Annotated in this window: 21 protein-coding genes; 13 read left to right on the forward strand and 8 right to left on the reverse strand. The window is 63.0% G+C overall.

What is annotated here, in order from left to right; all coding sequences use genetic code 11:
• Positions 1-4 precede the first annotated feature (4 nt).
• Positions 5-757: a molybdate ABC transporter substrate-binding protein gene (gene modA, locus AB6804_RS18865; protein WP_370887818.1), complete on the reverse strand. Its 753-nt coding sequence runs from the start codon at positions 755-757 to the stop codon at positions 5-7.
• Between the two features lie 263 nt (positions 758-1,020).
• On the opposite strand from modA, the gene AB6804_RS18870 reads away from it, so the two are divergent.
• The 3 genes from AB6804_RS18870 to AB6804_RS18880 all read left to right on the forward strand — a co-directional run bounded on the left by AB6804_RS18870 (position 1,021) and on the right by AB6804_RS18880 (position 2,817).
• Positions 1,021-1,818 (forward strand): enoyl-CoA hydratase/isomerase family protein, encoded by a 798-nt coding sequence (locus AB6804_RS18870; protein ID WP_370887729.1) that lies wholly within the window; start codon positions 1,021-1,023, stop codon positions 1,816-1,818.
• A gap of 22 nt (positions 1,819-1,840) precedes the next feature.
• Entirely contained in the window at positions 1,841-2,506 is a 666-nt protein-coding gene (locus AB6804_RS18875) for a glutathione S-transferase family protein (RefSeq protein WP_370887730.1), read from the forward strand.
• Positions 2,507-2,631: 125 nt separating this feature from the next.
• On the forward strand, positions 2,632-2,817 hold the full coding sequence (locus AB6804_RS18880; protein WP_370887731.1) for a hypothetical protein: 186 nt from the start codon (positions 2,632-2,634) through the stop codon (positions 2,815-2,817).
• A 317-nt stretch (positions 2,818-3,134) separates the two neighbouring features.
• Here the strand turns inward: AB6804_RS18880 and AB6804_RS18885 are convergent, their stop codons facing one another.
• A complete protein-coding gene (locus tag AB6804_RS18885) occupies positions 3,135-3,452 on the reverse strand; it encodes a cytochrome c (RefSeq protein ID WP_370887732.1) in 318 nt (105 codons plus the stop codon).
• Positions 3,449-4,717: a sorbosone dehydrogenase family protein gene (locus AB6804_RS18890; protein ID WP_370887733.1), complete on the reverse strand. Its 1,269-nt coding sequence runs from the start codon at positions 4,715-4,717 to the stop codon at positions 3,449-3,451. The genes AB6804_RS18885 and AB6804_RS18890 overlap by 4 nt, the downstream gene beginning before the upstream one ends.
• Before the next feature lie 272 nt (positions 4,718-4,989).
• Between AB6804_RS18890 and AB6804_RS18895 the strand changes: the two genes are divergently transcribed.
• Together AB6804_RS18895 and AB6804_RS18900 are read left to right on the forward strand one after the other, a co-directional pair.
• A complete protein-coding gene (locus tag AB6804_RS18895; RefSeq protein WP_370887734.1) occupies positions 4,990-5,463 on the forward strand; it encodes a hypothetical protein in 474 nt (157 codons plus the stop codon).
• A gap of 71 nt (positions 5,464-5,534) precedes the next feature.
• Positions 5,535-6,233 (forward strand): polysaccharide pyruvyl transferase family protein, encoded by a 699-nt coding sequence (locus AB6804_RS18900; protein WP_370887819.1) that lies wholly within the window; start codon positions 5,535-5,537, stop codon positions 6,231-6,233.
• Positions 6,234-6,258: 25 nt separating this feature from the next.
• On the opposite strand, the gene AB6804_RS18905 is transcribed toward AB6804_RS18900, so the two are convergent.
• The gene (locus AB6804_RS18905; RefSeq protein WP_035959981.1) at positions 6,259-6,702 is read right to left on the reverse strand and encodes an SET domain-containing protein; all 444 of its coding nucleotides are present in this window, start codon (positions 6,700-6,702) and stop codon (positions 6,259-6,261) included.
• A 333-nt stretch (positions 6,703-7,035) separates the two neighbouring features.
• Between AB6804_RS18905 and AB6804_RS18910 the strand changes: the two genes are divergently transcribed.
• From AB6804_RS18910 to AB6804_RS18925, 4 genes are all read left to right on the forward strand, one after another.
• On the forward strand, positions 7,036-7,326 hold the full coding sequence (locus AB6804_RS18910; protein ID WP_370887735.1) for a hypothetical protein: 291 nt from the start codon (positions 7,036-7,038) through the stop codon (positions 7,324-7,326).
• An 84-nt stretch (positions 7,327-7,410) separates the two neighbouring features.
• Positions 7,411-7,740 carry a cupin domain-containing protein gene (locus AB6804_RS18915; RefSeq protein WP_370887736.1) on the forward strand — a complete coding sequence of 110 codons (330 nt, stop codon included), beginning with the start codon at positions 7,411-7,413 and terminating at the stop codon, positions 7,738-7,740.
• A gap of 137 nt (positions 7,741-7,877) precedes the next feature.
• Positions 7,878-8,954 (forward strand): MBL fold metallo-hydrolase, encoded by a 1,077-nt coding sequence (locus AB6804_RS18920; RefSeq protein WP_370887737.1) that lies wholly within the window; start codon positions 7,878-7,880, stop codon positions 8,952-8,954.
• A 168-nt stretch (positions 8,955-9,122) separates the two neighbouring features.
• Positions 9,123-9,512, forward strand: a complete 390-nt coding sequence (locus tag AB6804_RS18925) for a hypothetical protein (RefSeq protein WP_370887738.1) — start codon at positions 9,123-9,125, stop codon at positions 9,510-9,512.
• Between the two features lie 40 nt (positions 9,513-9,552).
• On the opposite strand, the gene AB6804_RS18930 is transcribed toward AB6804_RS18925, so the two are convergent.
• Positions 9,553-9,867, reverse strand: a complete 315-nt coding sequence (locus AB6804_RS18930) for a hypothetical protein (protein ID WP_244796536.1) — start codon at positions 9,865-9,867, stop codon at positions 9,553-9,555.
• Between the two features lie 388 nt (positions 9,868-10,255).
• On the opposite strand from AB6804_RS18930, the gene AB6804_RS18935 reads away from it, so the two are divergent.
• Entirely contained in the window at positions 10,256-12,067 is a 1,812-nt protein-coding gene (locus tag AB6804_RS18935) for an ATP-dependent DNA helicase RecQ (RefSeq protein ID WP_370887739.1), read from the forward strand.
• A 21-nt stretch (positions 12,068-12,088) separates the two neighbouring features.
• On the opposite strand, the gene AB6804_RS18940 is transcribed toward AB6804_RS18935, so the two are convergent.
• Positions 12,089-12,292: a CsbD family protein gene (locus tag AB6804_RS18940; protein WP_035959991.1), complete on the reverse strand. Its 204-nt coding sequence runs from the start codon at positions 12,290-12,292 to the stop codon at positions 12,089-12,091.
• Between the two features lie 459 nt (positions 12,293-12,751).
• On the opposite strand from AB6804_RS18940, the gene AB6804_RS18945 reads away from it, so the two are divergent.
• Positions 12,752-13,903 carry a porin gene (locus tag AB6804_RS18945; RefSeq protein WP_370887740.1) on the forward strand — a complete coding sequence of 384 codons (1,152 nt, stop codon included), beginning with the start codon at positions 12,752-12,754 and terminating at the stop codon, positions 13,901-13,903.
• A gap of 74 nt (positions 13,904-13,977) precedes the next feature.
• Here the strand turns inward: AB6804_RS18945 and AB6804_RS18950 are convergent, their stop codons facing one another.
• Both AB6804_RS18950 and AB6804_RS18955 read right to left on the reverse strand, forming a co-directional pair.
• A complete protein-coding gene (locus tag AB6804_RS18950; protein WP_370887820.1) occupies positions 13,978-16,371 on the reverse strand; it encodes an ATP-binding protein in 2,394 nt (797 codons plus the stop codon).
• A gap of 175 nt (positions 16,372-16,546) precedes the next feature.
• Entirely contained in the window at positions 16,547-17,422 is an 876-nt protein-coding gene (locus AB6804_RS18955; RefSeq protein WP_370887741.1) for a manganese catalase family protein, read from the reverse strand.
• Between the two features lie 338 nt (positions 17,423-17,760).
• On the opposite strand from AB6804_RS18955, the gene AB6804_RS18960 reads away from it, so the two are divergent.
• The gene (locus AB6804_RS18960) at positions 17,761-18,930 is read left to right on the forward strand and encodes a zinc-dependent alcohol dehydrogenase (protein ID WP_370887742.1); all 1,170 of its coding nucleotides are present in this window, start codon (positions 17,761-17,763) and stop codon (positions 18,928-18,930) included.
• 309 nt (positions 18,931-19,239) lie between these two features.
• Complete coding sequence (locus AB6804_RS18965; protein ID WP_370887743.1) at positions 19,240-20,880, forward strand: glycosyltransferase family 4 protein; 1,641 nt, start codon at positions 19,240-19,242, stop codon at positions 20,878-20,880.
• Positions 20,881-20,888: the final 8 nt, after the last annotated feature.

A 20,888-nucleotide genomic window follows, 5' to 3' on the forward strand; every position in this document is an offset into this window, starting at 1 on the left:
CGGATCAGAGCTGGTAGCCGTACGACTTGATGACCGCCGCGGCCTTCGGGCCTTTCAGATAATCGGCGAACTGCTTCGCGACGGCGTTGTCCTTGCCCTTCTGAAGGATGACCGCGTCCTGCCTGATCGGCTCGTGCAGCGAAGCCGGCACGAGCCACGCCGAGCCGCTCGTGATCTTGCCGTTCTTGTAAATCTGCGACAGCGCGACGAAGCCGAGTTCCGCGTTGCCCGTCGCGACGAACTGCTGCGCCTGCGAGATGTTCTGCCCTTCGACGATCTTCGCCGACACCGCTTGCGTCAGTCCCAGCCTGGCGAGCGCCTGCGTCGCGGCGAGGCCGTAGGGCGCGGCTTTCGGATTTGCGATCGCGAGATGGGTGAACGCATTCTTCTTGAGCACGTCGCCGTTGGCGTCGACGTAGCCGTCTTTCGCGGACCATAGCGCGAGGGTGCCCGTCGCATAGGTGAAGCGGCTGCCCGGCACGGTCAGGCCTTCGCTTTCGAGCTTGGCGGGCGTGGTGTCATCGGCGGCGAGGAACACCTCGAACGGCGCGCCGTTCTTGATCTGCGCATAGAACTGGCCGGTCGCGCCGTAGGAGGCGACGACCTTGTTTCCGGTGTCCCTTTCGAAGTCTGCGGCGATTGCCTGTACCGGCGCGGTGAAGTTGGCGGCGACCGCAACCTGGACTTCGGCCGCAAGCGCCTGCACGGAGGCGAAGCCGAAAGCGAGCGGAAGCACGGCGCAAAGCAGCGAGCGCATCGGACCTTTCTTCACGAGAGTTCCTTTTGAACGGACGGCGCGAATGCGCGCGAGGTTCGTAATATAGCCGACTATACGACGTCCGCGCTCGCGGGCTTCGTGACATCATGCTGATGGACGAAACGGAGCGCATCGTGTGAGTCGTACTCATTCGCCTGAGTTGACGATGCGACTAGTTTTCGCGGAGACTAGCCGCATAGAGACAACGCGCAACGCGCACCCGATTGAGCGACGCTCAAGCCACGCGCCTACGGAGAGAAGATATGAGCGACGCAATGAACCTGCAACGCCTGAAGCTCGCGGTCGATGGCCCCATCGCCCGCGTGACGCTCGATCGGCCCGACGTGCGCAACGCGTTCGACGACGCGGCCATCGTCGAGCTCACCGCCGCCTTTCGCGCGCTCAACAACGACGCCAGCGTGCGCGCGATCATTCTCGCCGCGAACGGCCCGGCGTTTTGCGCGGGCGCGGATCTGAACTACATGAAGCGCATGGCGGGCTTCACGGAAGCCGAAAATCGTGCCGATGCGCTCGGTCTCGCGACCATGCTCAACACCATCTATACGAGCGCGAAGCCGGTGATCGCGCGCGTGCAGGGCGATGCCTACGCGGGCGGCATGGGGCTCGTCGCCGCATGCGACATCGCGGTGAGCGTCGACTCGGCGCAGTTCTGCCTGTCCGAGGCGAAACTCGGACTGATGCCCGCGACGATCGCCCCGTACGTGATTCGCGCGATGGGCGCGCGCGCCGCGCATCGCTACTTCGTGACCGCCGAGCGCTTCGACGCGGCTGAAGCGTTGCGGATCGGCTTCGTGCATCAAGTCGTTGCGAGCGATGCGCTCGACGCAACCGTCGACGGCATCGCGGCCAGCATCGCGGCCAACAGTCCGAACGCGGTAGGCGAGTGCAAGCGGCTCGTCGCGGACCTGGCGGATCGCGTCATCGACGACGTGCTCATTTCCGACACCGCCGATCGCATCGCGCGCATTCGTGCATCGGACGAAGGTCGCGAGGGCGTGCGCAGCTTCCTCGAGAAGCGCAAGCCGTCGTGGCTCGGCTGAACTGATTGTTCGGAGGGAGAAGGTGATTACGCTGCATCACTGTGTCAGCGCGCGTTCGTTCCGGCCGCTGTGGGCGCTGGAGGAGACCGGCGTGCCTTATGAGCTTAAGATGCTGCCGTTTCCGCCGCGCGTGATGGCGCGCGCGTTTCTCGACACAAATCCGCTCGGCACCGTCCCCGCGCTCGAAGACGGTGCGTTGTTCATGACGGAATCGGCGGCGATTTGTCAGTATCTGGCGGCGCGTTTTTCGCCCGGCGTGCTCGATGTCGCATCGCACGAAGCCGATTTCGGGCGCTATCTCAACTTCCTGCATTTCGGGGAAGCGACGCTGACGTTTCCGCAGACGCTGGTGCTTCGGTACACGCATTTCGAGCCGCCGGAGCGCAGGCAGCCGCAAGTCGTCGAGGATTACGCGAAGTGGTTTCACGCGCGGCTGCGCACGCTCGCGCCGTTGCTGGAGCGTCAAGACTTCCTGTGCGCGGGCCGCTTCACGGCGGCGGATATTTCTGTCGGCTATGCGCTGATGCTGGCGGAGCATCTGGGTTTGAGCGATCGATTCGCCGAGCCCATCGCCCGATACTGGTCGCGGCTGCGTGAGCGCGAGGGCTTCATCCGCGCGTTGCGCGCGCAAGGTGCGGCTGCGCGGGCGCAGGGCGTGTCGCCGGTGCCTGCGCCCGATACGCGCTGACTCCCTCCTTCAAGTCCCTCCCTCCGTGGGGCTGTCTGTTCCGCTGCGGGACTCTACTCTGCACGTCAGGCGTCGGAATTCATGGGCGCCGATTCTGACGACGAGTTTCCTGCGAGGTGGCGGCGATGTACGTCTTTTCCTGGTTCTTATCGATGATTCTGGCGCTGATGGCAGCGGCCACCATCGCGTTTGCGATGCCCCGTTCAGCCGCCGATGAACTCAGCGCGGTGACGGCGCCGCAATCGGCGATCGGTGCGGAGATCAATCGGGTCGGAGCGATGGTTGCGTCGTGTACGGGTGGGGCCAGGTGAGCACTGCCGCCGCCGGGGTGCGTTGCGCAGCGCGGGCGGTTAGTGCTTTGAGATCAATGCGTTAGGCGATTGATCGGCAGGATATCCACATGCTTGTGCACGTTTTCTGTGGACAACCACCGATGCTCTTCGAGCACCGCCAAAAACCCCGTATCTCAAAATCGACAGCCAAAAAAAAGCCCGCTCATTGAGCGGGCTTGAATCCACATCGGTTGAGACATGGAGGAGACAAGAGCTAGTATAAACCCTTAGTCCGCCAAGTCAAGCGTCAACTTCAAAAAAATTCGACAGCGGGTAGCCGCCGTCGCGCGCACGCATCACTGCTTGCCGAGGCTGTGGTAGTAAGCCGCCAGATTCGCGATATCCGCATCGGACAGGCCCTTGGCCATCATCGTCATCATCTCGTTCTGACGCGCGCCGGAGCGAAAGTCGTTCAGCGCCTTCACGAGATACTCTTCCGTCTGACCGGCGAGATTCGGCGCTTCCGGCAGCTTCGACATGCCGTCCAGGCCGTGGCACGCCTGACACTGCGCGGCCTTGGTGCGGCCCGCCTTGACATCGCCGGCCGCGAGCGACGCCTGCGACAGCGTCACCAGCATGGCCCCGAGCGCGCCCGCCAACATCGCGGCCCTCATTTGGCCCCCGAGTAAGAGATGCGGTAGATGGCGCCGGCATAGTCGTCGGAAACGAGGAGCGAGCCGTCCTGCAGCATCTGGACATCGACCGGGCGGCCCATGTACTCGCCGCTTTGCGTGAGCCAGCCTTCCGCGAAGACTTCCGCCTCGCCGGCGGTGCCGTCGTCCTTGACCGGCACGTACATGACGCGCGCGCCGATCGGCTTCGTGCGATTCCACGAACCGTGCTCGGCCACGAAAATGCCGCCCTGATATTTCTGCGGGAAACTCTTGCCCGAATAGAACGACATGCCGAGGTCCGCGGCGTGCGCGGCGAATTCGACCTGCGGATACACCACGCCCGCCGGCGGGTTCTGATCCTTGTACTCCACGGTGCGCACCTTGCCGCCGCCATACCACGGGAATCCGAAGTTCTCGCCGGCCTTGGTCGCGCGATCCAACTCGCCGGGCGGCGTGTCGTCGCCCATGCCGTCGACCTGGTTATCCGTGAACCACAGCGTCTTGTCCTTCGGATTGAAGTCGAGCCCGACCGAATTGCGCACGCCATGCGCGTAGACTTCGCGGTTCTTGCCGTCCTGATCGACCCGGATGATCCCCGCCAGCCCGTTGCGATCCAGCTCCGCCAGCTTGTCCTTCGGCGGCACGTTCCACGGCTGCCCAAGCGCGATGTACAGCTTCTTGTCCGGCCCGATGCGGCACGCACGCGCGCCGTGGTTGAAGCTTTCGAACTGCGTCGGGATCAGCTTGCCCTGCGCGAGCACGACGGCCGCCGCCACGTCCGGGCCGCCTTCGCCGAAGAACTGCGCAGCCGGGAACCCGAGCACGCGATTTTGCTCGACGACATAAAGCACACCGTCCGGCGAGAAGCACACGCCGTTCGGCACCTTGAACGTCACCGACGACGCGAACTGCGCCACATCGCTCGCCACGCGTTGTTTGGTCCGATCCGTCACCTGCCACACGCGATTCTTCCGCGTGCCGACGAACACCACGCCCGTCGACGGCTCGATCGCCATGTGCCGCGCTTCGGGCACGACGGCATACAACTCGATCTTGAAGCCAGGCGGCACTTTGATCTGCTTGAGATTCTCGCGCAGTGCGTCGGCGGTCTTGCCGGTTTGCGCGATGGTCTCAGCCGGCTGCGAGTTGCCCGTTTGTCGAAAGTTCGACAGCTCGCTGACGTTGTCCTGCGCCGCGCGGGCGGCGGGCAGACAGGCGATCATCGCGCCGACGGCCAACGGCAAAAGCTTGAGCGTTGCGTTCATTCGTTGTCTCCAGTAGTTACCACTTAGGGAAGCTATTTTTCGAACAACACGAATACTTTCGCCGAAGCTGCGGCGGGGAGCCGACGCGTGCGTGCCAAGCCGCTGCCTACGGTGAGAAGAATCTTACGATACGAATCGCGCAAAGTAAGCGACGTGCGAATGATTTTGCAACGATTCGCAGGGAACGCCGGCCGATGTTTCCGCCTGCCGGCGCAGCAAACTCTTGCGGGATGCGCGCTCACGTAGTCTCGATCTTTCGACCCGGAGGCTCATTGCCCGACGCTTCTATCTCGACGCATGCAGCAAGGCCGATCATCGTGTTCGGCGCATTCGACCGTCACAACTTCGGCGACATGTTGTTCGCGCACGTGGTCGACCGGCTGCTGCATGAACATCGCATGGACGTGCTGCCGGTCTTCGCCGGGCTGGCGGCGCGCGATATGCGCGGCTACGGCGGGCACGACGTCGTCGCGCTTGCCACGCTCGCGGCGAGCTTGCGCTATGCACCCGTCAGTGTCATTCACGCGGGCGGCGAAGTGCTGACTTGCGATGCGTGGGAAGCCGCCGTGATGCTATCGCGGCCCGACGATGCGCAAGCGTGCATCGCCCGATACGGCGCGTGGGTGACGACCGCCGCGCGTGGGCGCGCTCGGCGCTCGGCACCCACGCGCTCGCGCCGTATCTCATTGGCAACGAGACGTTCGCGCAGGCGTCGTCGATCGGCTGCAACGCGATTGGCGGCGTGACGCTCGGCTCACGCGATGCGCCGTTTCGCGCCGAAGTCCTGACAAAGCTGCGCGGCGTCGATCACCTCAGCGTGCGCGACGCCCACACGCAGAGCGTGCTCCAGGCAGCCGGCATCGCAGCCCGGCTGATTCCCGATCCGGTATCGGTCATCGCGGAGTTGTTCCATGCGCGCATCCGCGCTCGCGCCCGCCACGATGCGATGGCCTCGTTACAACGCGCGTTCCCTAGCGGCTACCTCGCGGTGCAATTTAGCGCCGATTTCGGCGACGACGCGACGCTCACGCGCCTTTCCCATCAACTCGATGTGATCGCCGCGAGCAGTGGTTTGGGCATCGCATTGTTCCGGGCCGGCGCGGCGCCGTGGCACGATGACGTCGCTGTGTATCGACGGCTCGTTGCACGCATGAGCCATCGTCAGGTGACGATCTTCGAATCACTGGATATCTGGGACATTTGCGCGCTCATCGCGAACAGCGCGGGGTTCGCGGGCAGCAGCCTGCATGGGCGCATCGTCGCGATGGCGTATGCGTTGCCGCGCGTGAACGTGCTTCATCCCGACAATGCAGCGCAAACCGGCAAGCAGGCCGCGTATGCGGAGACATGGGAGATCGAGGCTATGCCGCGCGCCGTGAGTATCGACGAACTCGCGCTAGCCATGCGCGATGCGCTAGCTTCCGACCGCAATGCGCTGATGCGGCGCGCTCGCGAACTGGCGACGATGTATCGCGCGGGCGCGGCTTCGCTCGTGGCTCAGGCGCTCGAGGGTTGAAGCAAAAGCAGCCGCACGTGCACGATCAACGCGCGCTGCACAGCATCGTTCCCCGGCATTCCTTCGCGAGGCACCGGCAGGCGTAGAGCCGTTTGAGCGCCGCCGTGCGCCGTCCTTCGACCGTCAGTTGATAGTCGATGAACAACTCTTGCCCCTTGCTGATCGGACGTATCGCGCGGATGAACACGCGCTCGCCGTCCTGTTCCGCTTCGCAATTCGGCGCGCAACTGTGATTGAGCCAGCGCGCCGAGTTGCCGCCGCGTGCGCCGTCGATCACGCGGCCATCGTCGAGTCCGAAGAAGAAGGTGTGGCCGTCTTCCGCGTTCGATTGCTCGTACACGCGCTGCGCTTCCTTCCACGAAAGGCGCTTGCCCTTGTATTCAAAGAGCAGCGCGCCGGCGGGCAGATCGGCGAGGGCGAACACGCCCCGGCCATGAACGGGCGAATTGCGGACAATGGTTCGACGCATGGTGTGGCGGGTCGCAGTATCGAGTTTGAATGTTTGAGCGCGGGCGCGGCGATCGCCGTCATGCCCATGCCCGCAGTTTCCCCGCCGCAGCGTGAGACGCAGGGCGCGCAAGCCATTGAGCGGCACGCTTGCGCGCTATCGTAACCGCATCGTGGAAGGTTGGGGAGGGGCGCGCGGCAAGCATGTGATGATCCGCTCGATTCGTGACGACGGCGGACCTTCACGCTCCCGCTCGACCCGGAACGCTCCTGAGCGCCCTCATTCTTTGCTCATTCTCGCTAAGCACAATGCTCGCATCGACGAACCGATAGCCACTTCGAAAGGGAGCATGAGATGAAGACGATCGGAACCGTGACACTGGCGCTGGCAATCAGCATGGGATGCGTGACGGCGGCGCAGGCGCATCCGTTCATCGGCGTGGGCATCGTGGGCGGGCCGGTGTTTCCGGTCGCGTCCAGCGGACAGAGCGCACCGCCGTTGCCGGTGTATCCGCGTGCGACTGATTCTGGTCCCGCCCCGTTGCCGCTCGATGCGCCGCCGCCCGTCTATGTGCAGCCCGCCGTCGGCAACATCGAGGCGGTGATGCATGCGGCCGAAGGCATCGGCGCGGGCAGTTCGATGTGAGCGAGTTTCACATCAGCGTCAAAAGCATTCGTTTGCCCGCGTGCCACACGCTGGATTAGCCTCAGGCTTTGAAGGGAGCCGACGATGATCCAGCCCGTCACACTCGAAGCCATCGCCGCGACGGCGCGCGATGGCTACATGAACCGCGTGATCGCACGCAACAACGATCACGACATCCATATCAGCGTGATGCACGCGCCCTACGCGTGGCATGTCCATCCGGATTCGGACGAGACCTTCATCGGCGTGGCAGGCACGCTTTTGATCGAACTCGACGATGGCGTCGTCGAACTGCACGCGGGCCAGATGCTGACCGTGCCCGCCGGCACGCGCCATCGCACGCGACCGCTCGGCGTCCGCTCAGTCAATCTCACCGTCGAACGAAGCGGCAACGCCACCGTGCTCTGCGACTAACCGCGACGCTTTGAAGTAAATGCTGCACGGCATATAGACGCGTGTCCGTAGCGAAGCCTAGTATCCCGACAAAGCCAGCTTTCGCATGATCCACGAGCTTTCGGTTCCCTATCGGCAGTCTTCCAAGGAGACGTGTCATGAGAACGGCTGGTCTGTTGCGAGCTTTACCCGCGGCGCTCGTTGCATCGGCGGCGTTGCTATCCGCGTGCGGCCACGATCACGATTCCGGCATGACGCCCGCCAACGCAGCGGACGCTCCGCTCGCAGCCGATCCCGCGTGCCAGAGTCTCGTGCCCGCATCGCAGGGCGGGCCGCTTCCGCAAGGCGACACCGCCGTGCTCCGCTGGCTCGGCACCGCGAACTACGAGCTTGCGTATCACGGCGTCGTCGTCATCATGGACACCTACTACGAACGCCCCGCGCGCACGGCGTCGCTCGGGTTCACGGTATCGCAGGTGCAGAAGGCGAACGTGATCCTGATCGGCCACGCGCACTCCGACCATATCAGCGATGTAGCCGCCGTCGCGGCGCAAACGAAAGCGCAGGTGATCGGCTCCGCGATCACCACGAAGGAAGCGCAAGTGCTCGGCGTGCAGGCGTCGCAAACGACCACTGTCACGGGCAACAACACCGAGAAGTTCAGTTACGGCGATATCACGATCAGCCCGACGCACATCATTCACAGCACCATCGAGGCGGGATTGACGACGCAACTCGCCGCGCTCTATGCGCTCGATGCCCCGCCGCTCACCGCCGCGGAGCAGCAGCAACACGATGCGGTATCGGCGCGTGGATCGAGCGATCCCAACATCATCACGCAAGGCACGATGGGCTTCACGTTCACGTTTCCGAACGGCTTCAGGATCGTCTGGTTCGACAGCGTCAGCAACCCGAGCCCGGAAGAACTGCAACTGGCGACGAGCGTCGCGCCGGGCGTGGACGTCGGCATTTTTCCGTGGACGCCGCATCCGATCGCCGAGACGCAACTCGGCTACACGTTCCAGCATCTGCAGCTCTTCAAGCCGAAACTCTTCCTGCCCGACCATCACGATGCGATCTGGGGCGCGTGGCTCGACAACGGGCTGTCGCCGCTCTTCACGAAGATCCGCGACGAGTTGCCGGGAACGAACTACGCGGAGCCGCTGTATCGCTCGCCCATTTGCATTCGCACGACGGGCAACAGCCGTGACGAGTTCTATATGGGCGGGACGTAAGCCGATGACCAGCACGTGGCGGCTCGCGGCCGCCGCGCCGGCAAGAGCAGGCGGTGCTATAACTGTTGAGGCTGACTCGCACTCATGCGCTGCGACGCTGGATCGTCCTTTGCTAAAGTCGTCGCTCTCCGACAGAACGCGCGTTCACTTCGACGCCAGCTCCACGACATGACCACCCAGCTCAGTGACGAATGCAAATCGCGGCTCTTTCGCTTGACATTGGCGACGCCAGTGGAAGGCGTCGCATTCGTCATGGCCGATAGCCGCGAGGCGGCGTCGCGCATCGTTAGAACGGTGATCGCCGTGCTCAACAGCGTGGCCATTTACGACGTGACGCTCAGGGAAGTGAAGTCGTTCAGCGAACTGGTGCGCGGGGGCGAGTCCGATGATGAAGACATGCGCGTGTTCGAAGTCGCGAACGCGGATGCAAAGGCGCCCGCATGGACCGATACCCCTTATTTCCTCACCAACGATCCTTCGCTGCTCGGCAAATGGGCCGAGCTTCAGGCCGACATTGCAGCGAACGTGGCTCACGCCGTCATACGGCGCGCGAAGTAGGTAATCCGGGCAGGCTCGAGCGGATGGCCGCCCGAATAAGTCAGGCGGCGACGCGCCTGTTCTGGCGCTCTTGCGCGTCAGCGGCGGCCGATGCGGAGTTCAGCGCGGCATCGAGCAGGGCGAGCTTGCGTTGGAGCGACGCGACACGATGGCTCTGCGAGGGCACGAGTTCATATTCGCTGTCGAGTTGCGCAACCCGCATGTCCCAGTACTTCGTCGGCAAGCGTCCGGGTGCGGCGCTGCCTTCGACGAAACACGCCAGAATCGATTCGAGATGTTTCAGTTCGCCCTCTGCCAGTTGAGCAGGGCGTCGCTGTCGAGAATCGGGGGCTGTGCTTGCATCGGTGCTTCGCATGTATTTGATCCGGCTAGATTCGAGAAGCGACCATTAGAGCAAGCCTCATACCATTTGACTGTCAACGATACGCAAAAGATGTATCTGGATGAAACGTTCGTGCTCTGAACGTCCGCGGGGCGGGGCTTCCCCGATTTACTTTTTTTCATTCGGGGTAACCGGTTGACGCGGCGAGTTATGAAATTGCGTTCCGCGACGCGCAATCTTTTCATCGCTCGTGTGATTTATTCAAATGCACTCGCTGGGACTGCAGCTTGCTTGATGCCTTCGAACATCACGCGGCAGCTCTCTCCAAATTCGAAGCGTTTCGATAATGGCGAAGTCGCCGTTATCGAACGACGCTTGAATAAACTCAACCACGCGGCGCGCTTCATCCGACTCGACCTACATGAACGACACCACTCGCACCGCCACCACGCGCGCGCGCAAGCCGCTCGACCGCGAACTCGAAATCGCGCTACGTAAAGTTTTCGGTTTTCCCAATCTGCGACCCGGCCAGGACGAGGTCATACGCAGTGTCCTGGATGGCAACGACACGCTCGCCGTCATGCCGACAGGCGCAGGCAAGTCGCTTTGCTATCAACTGCCCGCATTGCAACTCGATGGCATGACGGTCGTCGTGTCGCCGCTCATCTCGCTGATGCGCGATCAGGCGGTGAAGCTCATCGAAGCGGGCGTCGCGACGGCGGTCATCAACAGCACGCTGTCGACGACTGAAGAGCGCGCGGCGATGGACGCGGTGACGTCCGGCGAGATCCGCATTCTCTTCGTGACCCCGGAGCGGCTCGTCAACGCGGAATTCACCGCGACGCTGACGGGCAAGAATATGCCTGCGGTGCCGCTCGTCGTCATTGATGAAGCGCACTGCATCTCGCAGTGGGGCCACGATTTCCGCCCCGCCTATGTCGAACTGATCCACGCGATCAGGACGCTCGGCAGACCGCCGGTGCTTGCGCTGACGGCGACGGCCACGCCCTCCGTCATCGACGATATCGTGCGCGAATTGCAGATGCGCCGCGCCAATGTCATTCATACGGGCGTGTATCGCGATAACCTGCATTTTGTGGTCGAGCAGTTGACGAACCCTGAAGAGAAGCGGGCGCGCGCCATTGAACTGGCTCGCACGCTCGAAGGCAGCGGCATCATCTATTGCGCAACGGTGGCCGAATGCGAGGCGCTGCATGCCGCGCTCGTCGAAGCGGAAGTATCGGCGGAACGCTATCACGGCAAGCTCGCCGCGAGCGCGCGTTCGCAGGCGCAAGACGCCTTTATGGCGGATGAAGTGCGCGTGATGGTGGCGACCAATGCGTTCGGCATGGGCATCGACAAGCCGGATATCCGCTTCGTCCTCCATGCGCAAGTGCCGGGCAGCCTCGACGCTTACTATCAGGAAGCGGGGCGTGCAGGGCGCGACGGCGAGCCCGCCAAGTGCATCCTGCTTTTCGAACTGAAGGACAAGCAGGTGCAGCAGTTTTTTCTCGGTGGACGTTACCCGAACGCTGAAACGATCCGTCGCGTAGGCGAAGCCGTGCGCGATCTTGCGCGCGAGAACGAGAGCCAGACCCTGGACAAGCCGCTCGAACGCCTGCGCGAAGCGTTGCCGCACGTCGGCGCGAACAAGCTGCGCGTGGCGGCCACCCTGCTCAACGATATGGGCGTGACGCGCCGCACGCGTCGTGGCGGCATGAAGCTCATCGACGACGGCAAGGCCATCATCGAGCTCGACAATGCGGCGCAAGCCTATGCTTCCCGCGCCGAACGCGATCGCGCGGTGCTGGAGCGCATGATCGGCTATGCGCAGAGCGCGCGTTGCCGATGGCGCATGCTGCTCGATTACTTCGCATCCGATGCAGAAGATACGCGCGCGCTGGAGGCGGCGAGCAAGGCGGAAGTGGAGTATCAAGCGCCCGACGACGAACTCGCAGGCGGCACGTGCGGCTCTTGCGATAACTGCCTGCATCCGCCGGAAGTGATGGAAAGCCCGCGCGAGGTGCGCGAGCACGCGATGTCGCAGGAACGGTCCAATGACGACGCCAAGCCGAAGCGCAACGTGCAAGCCTTCAATCAGGGCGATCGGGTTCGCGTGCGCCGCTATGGCGAGGGCACGGTGGAGATGGTGAGCGGGGATCGGGTGGCGGTGCGCTTCCCGGACGACGAGACGCGCACCTTCATTGCGCGCTATGTAAGGCGCGCGGCGTGATGCGTCGAGTGACGGGCGGGCTCAGGTATTGGTCGGCTCGCCCGGATCTTCGACGCCTTTCTCGATGTTGTCCTTCTGATCGGCGTAGTCCTTGCGGCTCGCACCGTTCGTAATTTCGACGTCGCCCTTCAGCTTGCGTTCTTCGTCGCCGGTCACGGTGCCGATGGCCGTATCGACCCAGCCCTTGACCTGCTCCTTGATGCCGTCCGTCTTGTCCTTGTCCATATGCGCTCCTTCGAGAGAGAGGTGATCCGCACGGAAAGGACGCAACCGTTATGCCCGGCTAACGCGAGCGGGACGATTTCCTCTCGCGAAATCGTCCCATGTCCTCAAGCTGCAACTCATGGTCAAGGCTTCAGACGGCGCATAGATTAGCAAGGGCGTCGCGCGTCATTAAGGCCGCGATCCGTAAGGCACCTCTGCAGATCCGGCATGAATAACGTCGCTCGTGCGCAACGCCGAATCGACGCTGCAAGACGCGCTAGAGGCCGTAAGCGACTGAGCTAAAACGCATATAAGTGTTCGGACTACTGCTATTTCTGTTTTAGCAAAGGATTCTTTCCGACGAATCCGCTGAAAAAAGGGCGACGCGATTGAAGCAGTCACATAAAGTGTGTCCGGTTTCTTGGGGCAAGCGCCGCATCGCCTTGAGAAGCCTTTGCTCTACTAGGACACATAGCAACCATGAAAAAAACTCTCCTCATCGCGGGCGTGCTCGGCGCCTTCGCTGCATCGGCTCAGGCGCAAAGCAGCGTCACGTTGTATGGCATGCTCGATGCCGGCCTCGTGTACACCAACAACTCCGCGGGTCACAGCAACTGGCAGCAAGGCAGCGGCACCGTCTCCGATACGTACTTCGGCCTGCGCGGCAGCGAAGACCTGGGCGGCGGGTTGCACGCGCTCTTCAGACTGGAGAGCGGCTTCAACCTGAATAACGGCGGCTTCGACGGCGACGGCATGTTCAACCGTCAGGCTTACGTCGGCTTGAAGAGCGACCAGTTCGGTACCGTCACGCTGGGCCGTCAATACGACTCGATGGTCGACTTCCTCTCGCCGCTGTCCGACGCAGGCGCCGGTTACGGCAACAACCTGGCCGCTCACCCGCTCGACAACGACAACCTCGACAACTCGATCTCGGTCAAGAACTCGGTCAAGTACCGCAGCGCGAATTACGCCGGCTTCACGTTCGGCGGCCTGTATGGCTTCAGCAACCAGGCTGGCCAGTTCGCGAACAACCGCGCATGGAGCGCGGGCGCATCGTATAGCAACGGCCCGTTCAACTTCGCCGCGGCTTACCTGCAGACCAACACGTCGCGCAACGGCAACACGAACGGCGCGGTGTCGGCAGGAAACAGCGACAAGACGAACGTGACCGCCGATCTGCAGCGCACGTTCGGCGCTGGCCTGAACTACACGTACGGCCCGGCGACGGTCGGCTTCGTGTGGACCAACACGCACTACGACAACCTGATTGCGGCCTCGCAAGGCGGCGCATCGCTCGTCATTCCGTCGGGCTCGAACCTGCATCTGAACAACTTCGAACTGAACGGCCGCTATGCACTGACGCCGGCACTGAACCTCGATGCAGCGTACACGTACACCGACGGCAAGCTGAGCGGTTCGAACGGCTCGGGCGATCCGAAGTGGCATACCGTGTCGCTGCAGGCGGACTACTCGCTGTCGCGCCGCACGGACGTCTACGTCGAAGGCGTTTATCAGCACGCATCGGGTCAGCTGGGCGATGCAGGCGCGAACGTCGCGATGATCAACACGCTGTCGCCGTCGACCACGCAGAACCAGGTCGCTGCAACGGTGGGTCTGCGTCACCGCTTCTAAGCACGTTTTTCTCAGAAGCAAGAACGGCCGCGATCGTAACGATCGCGGCCGTTTTCATTTGCGGGGTGAGGCGCTTACTTTTTGTCCTGCAGCGAACGCTTCACGAGCTGTTCGATGTCGTGCCCCGTGCCGCCCGTGCCCGCGGCGAGCCGCGCGAGCGCGGAAGCGGCCGTATCGCGCCGCACGCCGCTTTCGGGGCGAAGGTGCTTCGGCAGCGCCATGAAGAACGTCGCGCCTTCGTTCAGCGCGCCCTCGGCCCATACCTTGCCGCCGTGCCGCTCGATGATGCGCCGCACGTTCGCGAGCCCGATGCCCGTCCCCTGAAACTGCTCGTTGACGTGCAGACGCTGGAACACGCCGAAGAGCTTGTCGACGTATCGCATGTCGAAACCCACGCCGTTATCGCGTACGAAATAGACGGTGTGTCCGGTCAGTTCGCCCGTGCCGTCGTGCGCGCCGATCTCGATCGCCGGCTGCTCGCGCGGCGCACTGAACTTCACCGCATTGGCGATGACGTTCGCAAACGCCACGTGCAGAAACACCTGATCGCCTTCGATGGTCGGCAGCGCATCCACCGACCAGCGCACGCGCGACGAACTCTCTTCGTCGATGTCGTTCTGGATGACGGCATGAACGAGCGCATGCACATCCACGTTGTGCGGGCGCAGCGCGGCGCGGCCGAGTTGCGCGAACGAAAGAAGATCGTCGACGAGACGGCCGCCGAAGCGCGCCGACGTGACCACGCGTTCCAGATAGCCGCGTCCGCGCTCGGAGAGCTTGTCGCCGTCGATCTGACGCAGCAGATCGGCGAAGCTCACGATATGCCGCAACGGGGCGCGCAGATCATGCGACACCGTGTACGAGAATCCTTCGAGTTCGTGATTCGCGCGGCCCAGCTCGGTCGCGAGTTGCGCGATCTCTTCGGCCCGCCGCAAGACGATGCCGAGCATCGCCGCGCGGAATTCCAGCGCGATCTCGCGTTCGGCGGCGCGCCACGGCAGCGAGCGATTGCGCACCACGTCCGTCCACGTGTCGAAGCTCACGCGCGGCGAAAGCGAACTGGCGAGCGACGTGAGCTTCGCACGCGGATCGCCGGCCCATTCGATCGTCTGCACGACCTCGCGCCGAAACCACACCACGTAGTTGCGATACACCTTCGAAATGGATACCGCGAGAAAGCCCGCGATATCCGGCGAGTCTTTCAGCACCGCGCAGTCTTCCGACGCGCGATCCGACATCACGACGTCTTCGCTCTGATGATCGAGCCAGTCCACGAGCGCGTTCACGCTTTGCGCGTCGGGCGTCACGCCGATCAGCGACGTGCGTCCCTCGAAGATCACCGCTGCGCCCGATGAACGCGTGAAGCCGAGCAGATCGGGGGCATCGTCGACGAGTGCCTCGACGAAGCTGTCCGTGTTCGCCATCGACGAAAGCAGCTTCGACAGCATGCGCCGCAATTCCAGCCGATATTGCGATTCAGACTGTGTCTCGCGCGCTTCGAGCTGCAACGAAACGATCTGCGCGACGTGCTCGCATGCGGTGCGGACTTCGAAAGGCGGCAGGCGCGGCGTCGCGTGATGACAGGAGATGAGGCCCCACAGCTTGTCGTCGACGAGAATGGACATCGACATGGATGCAAGCGTGCCCATGTTGCGCATGTACTGCAAATGCACCGGCGAAACACTGCGCAAGGACGCGTAGGTGAGATCGGTCGGCCGGCCCGTCTGCGGATGCAGCGGCGGCACGAGCGGCGCGGCTTCGTAATGCGCGTTCGAGATCAGGCGAATCGGGTTGCGTCGATACAGCTCGCGCGCCTGAGCCGGAATGTCCGATGCCGGGAAGTACTGGTTCAGGTAGGACGGATAGCCGGGCTGGATCGCTTCCGCCAGCACGTGGCCGTGGCCTTCTTCATCGAACTGATAGACGAGCGTGCGGCCGAAGCCCGTGATGCGCTGGATTTCCGTCGCGGCGAACCGGCAAATCTGTTCGACCGTTCGCATGGACTGCACTTCGGTCACGAAGGAGCGCACGAGCGGATACATCGTCGAGAACGGGTCGGCGGTGTCCTGCGCGGGCTCGACCTCGACGAACAGCAAGCCTTCGTGCCGATGCACGACGACCGCGAGCGGTCCGGTATGCGCCCATCCGTCGATACGCACGTTGCCGACGTGAATCGCGGCGCCGTCGCGCGTCAGCTCGGCAAGCCGCGCCAGCGCGCGGTCGCTTGCCTGTTCGCCGAGCAGGTCCGATAGCGGCTGCCCGAGACACGCGTGCGGCGCGACGCGCGCAACCAGTTCGATGTTGCCGCTGACCTGAAGCACGACGCCTTCCGCGTCCACGCTGATGAGGACGCCGTGCGGCTGGATGCCGCCCGGAATGTGGATCGGTTCGCGGGCGCATTCGGCGAAAGCGGATACGTCGATAGCGCCGGTGGCGTTTGTCTCTGGAGGGGTGGTTTTGTCGATCATCGTCGGGAAGAGGCGTCGCGACAGGGACTCCATGCGCGAGACGTGGCAGTGTGCACGATTTATGCGCAACGCGTGCGCGAAATGTCATGCAACCGGCTCGGCGCACCGACGATAACGCCATGTCCATGTTTCGTCTGAGGGCCCGTCTCACGACGAGCCCTTCGTCGGCCATCGTTCATACGATCTTGCCCTGCCCCGAGCCGAGGTCCGCGCCGGTTGCGGGATCGGCGGCGGGATTGGACTCGGTGCGCGTCGCGAAGCTGGCGAGCGCCTGCTCTTCCGCCGCGCTGACATTGACGCTCGCGGTGCCATCGCCGCCATCGACGGCCGGCTGCGGCTGCTCGACATACTGCCAGTCGCCGCCTTCGTTCCACGGGCCGCGCATATCGTCGCCTTGTGACATGTTGAAGTACACGCTCGTGAACTCCGGCTTGCCCGGCAGCTTGCCTTGCGGGAAGTTCGGCTGAATCGAATGCAGCGCCTTTTCGAAGGACTTCTGATGCGCGATTTCGCGGGTCATCAGGAAGCCGAGCGCATCCTTGATGCCGGGGTCATCCGTGACGTTGATGAGCCGCTCATACAGGATCTTCGCGCGTGCCTCGGCCGCTATGTTCGAGCGCAGGTCGGCGGTCGGATCGCCGATGGTGTCGATGTACGCAGCCGTCCAGGGCACGCCCGCGGAATTCGTGAGCGGCGAGCCTGCGCCGAAAAGCAGGGACGTGGTATGCGAATCGTTGCCGTTGTTCGTGATCGTGCGATACAGCTCCGCTTCTCCTTCGACGGCCTCGGCAAGCGTCCCCTTCGCGCCCTTGTTGAGCATCGCGACGATATTGCCGATCACTTCGAGGTGGCTCATCTCTTCCGTGGCGATATCGAACAGCAAATCCTTGCGGCCCGGATCGTCTTCGGTGACTGCTTGCGTGAAGTAGCGCATCGCGGCGGCAAGCTCGCCTTGCGGGCCGCCGAATTGTTCGAGCATCAGATTGGCGAGACCGGGATTCGGCGTGGAAACGCGCACCGTGTACTGCAGGCGCTTGTTGTGAATGAACATGGCAGCCTCCTTGACTGTGATGTGAGGAACGCCGCCGTGTCGCGTGCAACATACGGCGGGCGCAATCATTCGGCAGCAGTGGCTATTCCCACGGCGTTTCAATTTGCCAATCGGATCGATAGCCATCACAGGTCACGCGCGTTGCGGCGCGTTGCTGCAGTGCACGCCTTTGCGCGCGCGCTCCATATGCCGTCTGCGCCGCCTTTCACGTTTGCAAGACTTGCTTTGTTTGCGGTGCGGAACACGCGTTGCTTAAAGCGGGCTACGGTCGTCGCCTGATACATCGAGCGATAAGACCCACGCGCGACACGACTACTCACTCCCGCAGGAGGCAAGCAATGAAGGCGCTGATATGGCAGGGCAAGAAGGACATTCGATACGAAACCGTTCCGGACCCGGTGATCGAGCATCCGCGCGATGCGATCATCAAGGTGACGACGTGCGCGATCTGCGGTTCCGATCTGCACCTCTTCGACGGCTTCATGCCCGGCATGGAATCCGGCGACATCATGGGCCACGAGTTCATGGGCGAAGTGGTGGAAGTCGGCAGCGAGAACAGCGCTTTGAAGAAGGGCGATCGCATCGTCGTGCCGTTCACTATCACCTGCGGCGAGTGCGAGCAGTGCCGCCGCGGCAACTTCTCCGTGTGCGAGCGCAGCAACCGCAACAAGGATGTCGCCGACAAACTTTTTGGCCATACCACGGCAGGACTCTTTGGCTATACGCATCTGACGGGCGGCTATCCGGGCGGGCAGGCGGAATACGTACGCGTGCCGTTCGCGGACAAGACGCACGTGAAGATTCCCGATGGCCTCACCGATGAGCAAGTGCTGTTTCTCGGCGACATCTTTCCGACCGGCTGGCAGGCTGCGGTGCAATGCGACATCGAACCGACGGACACGGTGGCGATCTGGGGCGCAGGCCCCGTCGGCCAGATGGCGATTCGCAGCGCCGTGCTGCTCGGCGCGAAGCAGGTGATCGCCATCGACTGGGTGCCGGAGCGGCTCGAGATGGCCCGTGCGGGCGGCGCCATCGTCATCAATTTCAAGGAAGAGAGCGTGCTGGAACGCCTGCGCGATCTCACGCAGGGCAAGGGCCCGGAGAAGTGCATCGACGCGGTCGGGATGGAATCGCACGCGACGCGTTCCATCGACGCCCTCTATGACCGCGCGAAGCAGGCCGTGATGCTGGAAACGGACCGCCCGCACGTGCTGCGCGAAATGATCTATGTGTGCCGGCCGGCAGGCACGCTGTCGGTGCCGGGCGTCTACGGCGGTCTCATCGACAAGATTCCGTTCGGCGCGTCGATGAACAAGGGGCTGACCTGGCGCATGGGGCAGACGCACGTGAAGCGCTGGACCGACGATCTGCTGCACCGTATTCAGGAAGGGCAGATCGATCCGTCGTTCGTCATTACGCATACGCTGCCGCTGTCCGAGGGCGCGGGCATGTACGAGACGTTCCGCGACAAGAAGGACGGCTGTATCAAGGTCGTGCTGAAGCCTTGATGGTGATCGAGCACGCGCGTCGTCCGGCGTGCGGGTGATTCGGGTTTCGTGCGTGTGGTGCTCGCCGGTCGATCGATGCCTCGACGCTCATACCGTCTCTTCCCCAGCTTTCTATCGCTAAGGGCCGGTCCTGCTTGACCGGCCACTTCGGTCGTGGTCTCCTTCGTTCATGCCGCCCGAGGCCGACGCGACCCTGGCCGCCTGCTACCGACGCAATGAGCCGATGAATCGATATCGGCAATCCGCTTCAAAAGTCCTGAATCAAGAGCCTGAATAGCTTTCGCCGCCGACGCGCGGTAAGGAGCGCAAATGGCCAGGATTCTCTGGATGTCGGATGCACCCGACCGCCCCAGCGGCTTTGGACTCGTCACACGTGAGCTTTGCGCTTGCCTGCAAAGGCGCGGGCACGCGGTCACCGTATTGGGCTGGTGGACCGAAGGCGCCCGGCCGCCAACGGACGATTTGAACGTAATCGCCTGTCCGGTCAGTCCTGAAAGCTGTATCGAAGAATTGCGCCAGGCCATTCGATCATTCCAGCCCGATGTGCTCGTCACACTCGGCGATGTGCCGTGGGTGTATTACCTCGCACAGCAATCCGTTCGAGATATGCTCGATGCGAGCGGGATAAGCTGGCTCATCTACTATCCCGTCGACGGCACATTGCCCGATGGTTCCCTGCCCGAAGCGTGGGTTCCCATTCTGGCGCAGGCGGACCAGCGCATCGCGATGAGCATGTTCGGCGTCCAATCGTCTGCGCGTTCAGGAATCGACGCGGCGTACGTGCCGCATGGCTGCGATGAGCATCTATTCCGCCCTCCGCCGGACAAGCACGCTGTCAAGCACCGCTTCGATCTCGATAGAAAGTTCGTCGTCCTATCCGATGCTCGTAACCATCGGCGCAAGTTGCTGCCGAGACTGCTCGACATCGTAAAGGCTTTCGCTTCGGGAAAGGACGATGTCGCGCTGCTGCTAAACACGAACATCGTTGCGGATGCCGAGCATGGCGCGTATCTCTACGATCTCCAGACCGACATCGATATCCTCTGTCTTCGCGATATGGTCAAACTGGCGAATACGCACAGTTGCAAGGCATTGACGATGGATGAAGTGGCCAGCCTGTATCAGGCTTGCGACGTTCATCTACTTTGTTCGTGGGGAGAGGGCTTTGGCCTGCCGACGCTTCAGGCGGCCGCTGCGGGCGTGCCAACCGTTGCGGGCGGCTTCAGCGCGACGAAAGAACTGGTGCAGCGTTGCGGAATGATCGTCGAGGATGCGGGAACCGTTGTCGATGAGTTCGGCATCGTCCGCCATTTCATCGACAGGGAATCGGCGGTGCGGGCCTTGGAGTCGTTGTATTTGGACGATACGCTCCGAAGTGATTTGAGCGCGAAAAGCGTGGCGTACGCGGGCGCGCTCACGTGGGACGCAGTCGCCATGAAGCTAGAGTCCATCGTCGCGTCATGCGAGCGCAGGACCGGCTCGAATGCGCCACAGCAGTGGTCGTTGAGTCATGTTGCCAGACCAACGGGCCACGACGCGACTTTTCTCCCGACGCCCACGATCACCGTTCCGGTGCGGCATGCGGTCCGTACGCCGCGCGCTGCCCCGATAGTCGTAACGTCGAGCGCGTTCAGCCGCGAACTGGCCCCGCTCGTTCGCCTCTTTCCGGGGCTGCTTATCGAAGACTGCGCGCCTGATGATGACCTTGGGTCGCTACTGGACTCGAACGCAGTGGTGCTCGTCGTGGACCCGGAAGGGCAACTCGAAGTCGGCGCTGATTTGCGGTGTGCGTTCGCTCGCGTCAGTTTCATCGGCCCTAGTGCTTACTGGACGCAACTAAACGGCGATACGATCCTGCTTCAAGCGCGTCTCGTGCTGACGGATCATCCGCTCGCGGCGGCGCGCTGGAATCACGCGCACGAGTTGGCGCAAGCGCGACAGAGCGTGTAATCTGCCTG

Source organism: Caballeronia sp. RCC_10 (assembly GCF_041360715.1).
Lineage (GTDB): Bacteria > Pseudomonadota > Gammaproteobacteria > Burkholderiales > Burkholderiaceae > Caballeronia > Caballeronia grimmiae.

Bases quoted from the DNA above. Each gene is read 5' to 3' on its own strand.
- AB6804_RS18955 (WP_370887741.1), bottom strand. From the start codon at position 17,422: ATGTTCATTCACAACAAGCGCCTGCAGTACACGGTGCGCGTTTCCACG.
- AB6804_RS18905 (WP_035959981.1), bottom strand. From the start codon at position 6,702: ATGCGTCGAACCATTGTCCGCAATTCGCCCGTTCATGGCCGGGGCGTG.
- AB6804_RS18910 (WP_370887735.1), top strand. From the start codon at position 7,036: ATGAAGACGATCGGAACCGTGACACTGGCGCTGGCAATCAGCATGGGA.
- AB6804_RS18960 (WP_370887742.1), top strand. From the start codon at position 17,761: ATGAAGGCGCTGATATGGCAGGGCAAGAAGGACATTCGATACGAAACC.
- AB6804_RS18925 (WP_370887738.1), top strand. From the start codon at position 9,123: ATGACCACCCAGCTCAGTGACGAATGCAAATCGCGGCTCTTTCGCTTG.
- AB6804_RS18885 (WP_370887732.1), bottom strand. From the start codon at position 3,452: ATGAGGGCCGCGATGTTGGCGGGCGCGCTCGGGGCCATGCTGGTGACG.
- AB6804_RS18870 (WP_370887729.1), top strand. From the start codon at position 1,021: ATGAGCGACGCAATGAACCTGCAACGCCTGAAGCTCGCGGTCGATGGC.
- AB6804_RS18915 (WP_370887736.1), top strand. From the start codon at position 7,411: ATGATCCAGCCCGTCACACTCGAAGCCATCGCCGCGACGGCGCGCGAT.
- AB6804_RS18940 (WP_035959991.1), bottom strand. From the start codon at position 12,292: ATGGACAAGGACAAGACGGACGGCATCAAGGAGCAGGTCAAGGGCTGG.
- modA (WP_370887818.1), bottom strand. From the start codon at position 757: ATGCGCTCGCTGCTTTGCGCCGTGCTTCCGCTCGCTTTCGGCTTCGCC.
- AB6804_RS18920 (WP_370887737.1), top strand. From the start codon at position 7,878: ATGAGAACGGCTGGTCTGTTGCGAGCTTTACCCGCGGCGCTCGTTGCA.
- AB6804_RS18945 (WP_370887740.1), top strand. From the start codon at position 12,752: ATGAAAAAAACTCTCCTCATCGCGGGCGTGCTCGGCGCCTTCGCTGCA.
- AB6804_RS18890 (WP_370887733.1), bottom strand. From the start codon at position 4,717: ATGAACGCAACGCTCAAGCTTTTGCCGTTGGCCGTCGGCGCGATGATC.
- AB6804_RS18880 (WP_370887731.1), top strand. From the start codon at position 2,632: ATGTACGTCTTTTCCTGGTTCTTATCGATGATTCTGGCGCTGATGGCA.
- AB6804_RS18950 (WP_370887820.1), bottom strand. From the start codon at position 16,371: ATGATCGACAAAACCACCCCTCCAGAGACAAACGCCACCGGCGCTATC.
- AB6804_RS18930 (WP_244796536.1), bottom strand. From the start codon at position 9,867: ATGCGAAGCACCGATGCAAGCACAGCCCCCGATTCTCGACAGCGACGC.
- AB6804_RS18965 (WP_370887743.1), top strand. From the start codon at position 19,240: ATGGCCAGGATTCTCTGGATGTCGGATGCACCCGACCGCCCCAGCGGC.
- AB6804_RS18935 (WP_370887739.1), top strand. From the start codon at position 10,256: ATGAACGACACCACTCGCACCGCCACCACGCGCGCGCGCAAGCCGCTC.